Origin of the sequence: Gordonia sp. i37 (genome assembly GCF_002043085.1) — a bacterium.
GTDB classification, from domain to species: domain Bacteria; phylum Actinomycetota; class Actinomycetes; order Mycobacteriales; family Mycobacteriaceae; genus Gordonia; species Gordonia polyisoprenivorans.
Genome location: NZ_MVPX01000030.1, coordinates 1 through 6168, shown reverse-complemented (window position 1 = coordinate 6168; position 6168 = coordinate 1). Strand labels below are relative to the sequence as shown.

The 6168-nt window shown below is 68.4% G+C and carries 2 protein-coding genes; both read right to left on the bottom strand.

The features are described from left to right. A partial coding sequence (locus tag B1964_RS01190; protein WP_079928487.1) for an arabinosyltransferase domain-containing protein occupies nucleotides 1-2548 on the bottom strand: 2548 nt, incomplete at its 3' end. Next, nucleotides 2541-5885, bottom strand: a complete 3345-nt coding sequence (locus tag B1964_RS01185; protein ID WP_079928486.1) for an arabinosyltransferase domain-containing protein — start codon at nucleotides 5883-5885, stop codon at nucleotides 2541-2543. The genes B1964_RS01185 and B1964_RS01190, both read right to left, overlap by 8 nt. Nucleotides 5886-6168: the final 283 nt, after the last annotated feature.

Here is a 6168-nt window from a genome sequence, read left to right as displayed (position 1 = left end):
AGTTCTCGCCGGTGTCGGTGGCCGCGCTGGGGTCGGTCTGGGTGGGATCCTGCTGGTCGGAGTCGGCGTCGTTGTCGTCGTCGTAGGTGGCCTGTAGGTCCGTCGCCACCCCGTTGGGGGTGAATCCGACCATGCCCTTGCCCGCCAGCGCCGCACCCGGCGACGAGTTTTCTTGTCCGGCAACTCGTGCCGGGGAGAGCAAGCCCTGGTTGGGGTCGGCTTCGACGAGGATCGCATCGGCCAGCGCGCACGGGTTGCCACGCAGGGCGTTGACGTTGGAACTCGCCCACGACCACGAACCGCGTTGGGTCTGAATTGCTTTGGCGAAGGAGATCATGTTGAACACGAGCACGATCGCGAGCACGATCGCCAGCGAGTAGGTGGGCATCCGGCCGAGGAATCCGCGGACCCCGGAGGTCGGCTCGACGATCGGCTCACCCAGTTGGGCGCGGCGGTCGTCGCGGAAATACTGCCAGGCACCGACCAGCGTGATGATGACGGCGATCAGCAGAATCGGTTGGTAGAGCTTGATTCCGGCCACATTCGGGGTGTCGTCGCCCCACGGGATGCCGTAACTGCCTACGTACCACCATTGGTTGCGGCCGGTGAAGACGACGGCGAGTACGTAGGTGGCCGCCGCGGCGATGAAGGTCCGATTGCATCGTCGGCGGATCACCTGCGGAGAGATGAACGCTGTCGCCGCGGCGACGAGCACACCGGTCAACGTGGCGAACGCGCCGTACTGATGGGTGGCCTTGGTCGGCGAGAAGGCCAGCACCCCAACGGCTCCGGCGAGGATCGCGACGATCCGCCAGAGCGGCGCGGTGGCGATGCCGGGCACTCGGCGCCTACTCAACAGCACCAGCACGATCAGGATGACCGCGAAGAGCGTCATGAAGATCCCGACCCGGCGGGCAATCGAGCCGTCGGTGGTGGGGTTCTGCAGGATGTAGTACCGCATGGCCTCGGTCCACCACTTGTTGGTGGGTCCGACGATGCCCTGCACCTTGACACCCTCGAGAATGGACGCGAGGGGCTGGTCGGCGAAGATCTCGTAGAGCACCAGCAGCCCCGAGGCAAGGATCGGGGTCAGCGTCGGGAACCAGCCGTCGCGCCGAATCCGTGAACGCAAGCGCACGAAAATCGGTCGCAGCGCCGCGATCAGGGCAACCGCCGCGATGGCACCGGCCGGGTGGACGGTCAGCGTGAAGGCCGCGACGACGATCGCCAGGGTCAGCGGGAAGAGGCGGCCGGTCGCCACGGAACGCTCCACCAGCAACCATGTGGCGAGGATGCCGACGGCGAGGAACGGTTCCACTCGCAGACCGTTGTTGAAGGCCAGCCACACCGCGAGGAAGGCGAAGGCACCGGCCCAGCGGGCCGCACGCGAATTGCGGACCGCGCTGCCGATCCGGCCGAACGCCCCGCGCGAGAGCATGAACCAGCACAGGACGCCGAAGATCAACGGCAGCAGCCGAAGCCACGGGGTGGCGGTGCTGACCTGCATCCACAACGCAAGATACTGGTAGTGCCAGCCAAACGGGTCCTGTGGCACACCGAAATACCGGTAGTAGTTGTCGAGATAGCCTGCGCCGGGCGCGATCCGGCCGACGGTGACCTGGTACCCGTCGTCAGCGGTGTTGCCGCCGACGAACAGCCAGATGATCAGCACGGCGACGACCAGCGCATCCAGGACGCTCACATGCCACCACGGCTTACGACCGGGCGGCAGCGCGGGTGCGTCCTCGTCCTCGTCGTCCCCCCGGGGCCGCTTCATCCGCCCTGGGAGCAGGCGGCGGCGTCTGCGTCCGTCCTGGGTGTCGAGGACCGCCAGCGCGATCATCGAGGCGATGGTCATGATGATGCCGGCCAGCGCCGCAGCGAGTTTCAGTGTCGTGGGGCTCGACACGAAGCGGGTGTCGACGGTCGAGGAGTACGACAGTCCCGTGGTGTCGACGGTGGAAGGCAGGTCGGTGTACACACCGATGATCTGCGGGCGCGCGTTGGGATCGTCGAGGCGGAACGAGGTCGATGCGCCGTCGGCGGCCGAGAAGCCCTGGATCTCACCGCGGATGCCGGAGGTGTCGGCGTGGATGACGATCGTGCAGTCCGGAGTGCTCTGCGCCTGCGCCCGGGGGACATTGAGCAGAACGGCATTTCGTTGGGCGACCAGCAACCGGTCGGTGGTCGCGCGGACGAACAGCCCCACCTTGCCCGCTTCGGCCCCGTTCTCCGGAACGGTGCTGACGAGCACTCCGCCCCGGGCCGGCAGATCGGCGGCGAGCCGACACGGAACGCTCAGGTCGAGGTTGGTCGGCGTGTAGGAGACGTTGGGCGCCAAGATGTTCTCGACACCGGACGCATTCTGCGAGGTCGGCTGAGGCCACTTGATCTGCACCTTGGTGTAGGTGACCGGCAGCACCGCCATCGCGAGCGCCAGCACGATGCCGATCAGGCCGGCGACGACCGCGACGATCCGTGCGATGCTGATTCGGCGGCTACGGCCGGTGGGCTCGGCGGGCGCGGGTGTCGTGGTGGTCTCAGTCATTCTCACTCACCACCCTGATCGCTCCGCTCCTGCTCCAACCCCATTCCGTCGTGTCTCCCGTGCGCACCGTGGCCGGTCGCGCATCGGGCACCAACGGTGTCAGTTGTTGCAGCGCACCCCAATCCCGATACCAGTCACCCTGCAGATACGTCGCCATCGTGCTCGCCGAGGTCAACGCGTCGGCGGTGGTGAGGATGCCGCCACCGGAGGTCGCCGACTGCCACGACTTGGATTTGGAGAACGTCGTGGTGCGATCGGGGGTGATCCGCCACTGCGGGACCTGGCTGATCCCATTGGTCACGGTGATCGGGTGCTGGCACGGGAACTGGCTGCCGACCGACAGATCCAGCAACACCGGCGCGGTGGAACCGACGAGATTCTGCAGCGTTTCCAGCCGCGGCGCGCGCGGCGGGGTGAACGCCAGCCACTGGTCGTTGGCGAGATTGTCGTCGACGGCCACGATCCGCATCGCCGTGGCGCCCGCGGGCACCGACGACATCGGGATCCGCAGGTTGCGCCACGGGCGGTTGGGACGGTCCGGTCCGGGATCGAGGGGCACGACCGACGGCCCGATCTGCCGGAAATCACCGGAGGCGCTGGAGGTTCCGAACTCGACGGTCAACGAGCGGCCGGGGGTGACCACCCCGTCCTGATCGACGGAGAACACCGGCCCGGCCGCGGTGATGACGATCAGCGGCGAGGAGGTGCGCGCCGGCAGCGCGTACGGCATCGAGGTGAGGGTGGCGGTGCCGTTGTCGTGGCCGTAGCTGCCCATGACCGGGGTGTGGGCCGGATCGAGCCCGAACGGCAGTGCCGCGGTGGAGCCGTTGACGCCCTTGGGCCCGACCCCACCGGTGGTGCCCGGTTGCGCACCGGTGACCACGAACGGCCGGGAGGGGTCGGCGCCGGTGTTGATGGTGCCCGCGCTCACCGTCGTCGAGTCGGGCGTGAGATCCCCGGCGACGCCGTTGGGGTCGAAGCCCTCGGACTTCCCGGCGAGTGCCCGGGAGATGTCTGCGGTCCCGATCGGTCGCAGCGCACCGGTGTTCGGGTCGGGTTCGACGAGGACCTGATCGGCCATCCCGCACGGATTGCCGGTGAGCGCGCGCAGGTTGGCGCTGGCGGTGGTGTACGAATCCGACCGGGCGACAGCGGCCTTGGCGAACAGCAGCAACTCGATGAGCACCACCAGCGTCGCGATGATCACCATCGGCGAGGAGGCGATCGCGATCTTCACCCACCCCGGGGTGCGCGAGTTCTCCCGCATCCGACCGTGTTCGGCGTCGACGTCGATGCGCAGATGGAACCAGACCGCGGCGGCGAGCGCGAGCACCGTGAGCGCAAGGAAGATGCTCGAGAGTTGTTGACCTTCCAGCACCGGGGCTTTGTCGAACCACGAGATACCGAAGTCGTAGGCCCAGCCCCAGGCGTTCTGGCCGGCGGCGGCCACCGCGCAGGCGAACAGCAGGCCTGCGATGTACACGCAGAGGTTGCGGGGCGAGCGGCGTGCCGATTCGGCCACGGCCACCGCGGCGACGGCGGCCAGTGCGGCCGCGACGCCTGCATACACACCGAATTGCATCGTCCATTTGGTGGGGGTGAACGACAGCAGCAGCATCGACAGCCCGAAGGTGCCGATCAGACGCCACACCGGCGCCGGGTCGACGCCACGAACATGCTTGCGGCGCAACATGACAGCGATGGTGACAAAGACCGCGGCGAGCAGCAGCACAACCGGAACGCGGCGCACGAGGGTGCCGTCCTGGCTGCTGAGCGTCAGGTAGTAGTAGCGCAGGAATTCCTGATACCACGACAGCACCGGACCGACGGTGTAGCGCACCCGAACCGCCTCGGCGACGGCAGCCAGCGTCTGGTCGCGGAAAACGATGATGACGACCACCCCGGCCATCGCCGCGACCGGGGCGAGCGTCGCGAGCAGACCGTGTTCAGCGGCGCGACGGCGCACGTTGCGCAGCATCGGCCGCGACCCGGCCACCAGGATCGCGACCGCGATGAGTCCCTGCGGTGCGGCCGCGAGGGTCATCCCGGCGGCCAGTGTGGCGCCGAGAGCCGGCAACATCCGGCGTGTGGCGATCGCCTGCTCCACACCCCACCAGGTCAGCAGCGAGCCGAGCACGATGATCGGTTCGGAGCGCAGGCCGCTGTCGAGTGGCATCCAGAACGCGACGAACACCGCTGCGGCGGTGAACATCGCCCACTGTGAGCGGCGCACCGCGCCACCGAGTCGCGGCAGCAACACCCGGCTCAGGATGAACCAGCCGAGCAGCCCGGCGACGAGCGCGGGCAGGCGCATCCAGATGCCCGCCGTCGAGATCTGCGACCAGTGCGCGAGGAACGAGTAGTACCAGTCGAACGGCGCCTCGGGGATGCCGTAGAAGCGGTAGTAGTCGGCGAGGTATCCGGCGTCGACGCTGTTGCGGCCCATCTCCAGGATGTAGCCGTCGTCGGGGCTGCCTGCCCCCAGGAAGTGCCACACGACCAACACCGCGGTGACCGCGAGGTCGACGGCGCGCGGCATCAGCAGTCGGCGGACGTCGGGCAGGCCGATGCGCCGGTGATAGCCGCCGAGGATGTCGAGGGCCGCGACGGCTACGGCTGCGACCAGTGCGGCGAGCACACCGAGGATCATCACGGTCAGCTTGATCGCCGACGGGGTGGTATCGAAGCGGTTGTCGACGGCGATGCGGGCGGCCATTCCCGACGTCGAGTCCAGGTCGGTGAACAGTCCCGCGACCTGGGGCTGGTCGGCGGCTTCGGCGGTGCCCTGCGCTGCGGGTCCCGGCACTCCGACGAAGCGTGCGTGGGTGATCCCGGCGGTGTCGGTCCGCGAGACCCACACGTGCAGGCGTTGGCAGGTGGCGAGTTGTTCGGGCGTGGCGCTCGCCAGCTGGGAGTTGCGCACCGCGGCCGTCACACCGCCGGAACCGGCGGTGATGAACAGGCCGGAATCGGTGGCCTTCTGCGCACTGCGCGGCATCGTCGACACGACGACCGTCGATCCGGTCCCCGTCTTCCCGACGGCCTCGGCGAGCACCCGGCAGTCGACCGTCACATCGAGACTCGACGGCGTCTGTGCGACCAGCGGGGCGGTCACCGACAGTGACTGCGGCTGCGGCCACGTGATGGTCGCGGTGTGGGCGGTGACCGGCAGGAACGGCGTCAGGACCGCGGCGACGACGGCGATCAGTCCGGCCACCACGGCCACGATCGACCAGGTGCGTGGATTCGACGGGACCTTGATCCCACCGATGTGCAGGGTGCGTCGATCGCCACGCCGATCGGGCGTGGTGGACGTCGGCGTCGCGGGCTCAGTCATCTCAGACCGACACAGTAGTGGACGCTTACTGAGAGCCGTCTCAGTAGTGCTCGTTCACCGGGCCCGCCGCAGCCCTTCGCCCGGCACACGTCCGTCACATAGCATCAGTCATCGTGCCTGCGACAGCGCCGTCTTCACTGTCCGACGCGGACCGGCCGACGGGGTCGCCGACGGTCCGTTCTGCACCGATCACGTTGATCGCCGTCATCGCGGGGGTTGTCGGCGCGGTCCTGTGTGTGATCACCCCGCTGTTGCCGGTGAGCGTGACGCAGGCGTCCTTCGA

Excerpts from the sequence above, each read along its gene's own strand:
- B1964_RS01185 (WP_079928486.1), bottom strand. The coding sequence starts at position 5,885 with ATGACTGAGCCCGCGACGCCGACGTCCACCACGCCCGATCGGCGTGGC.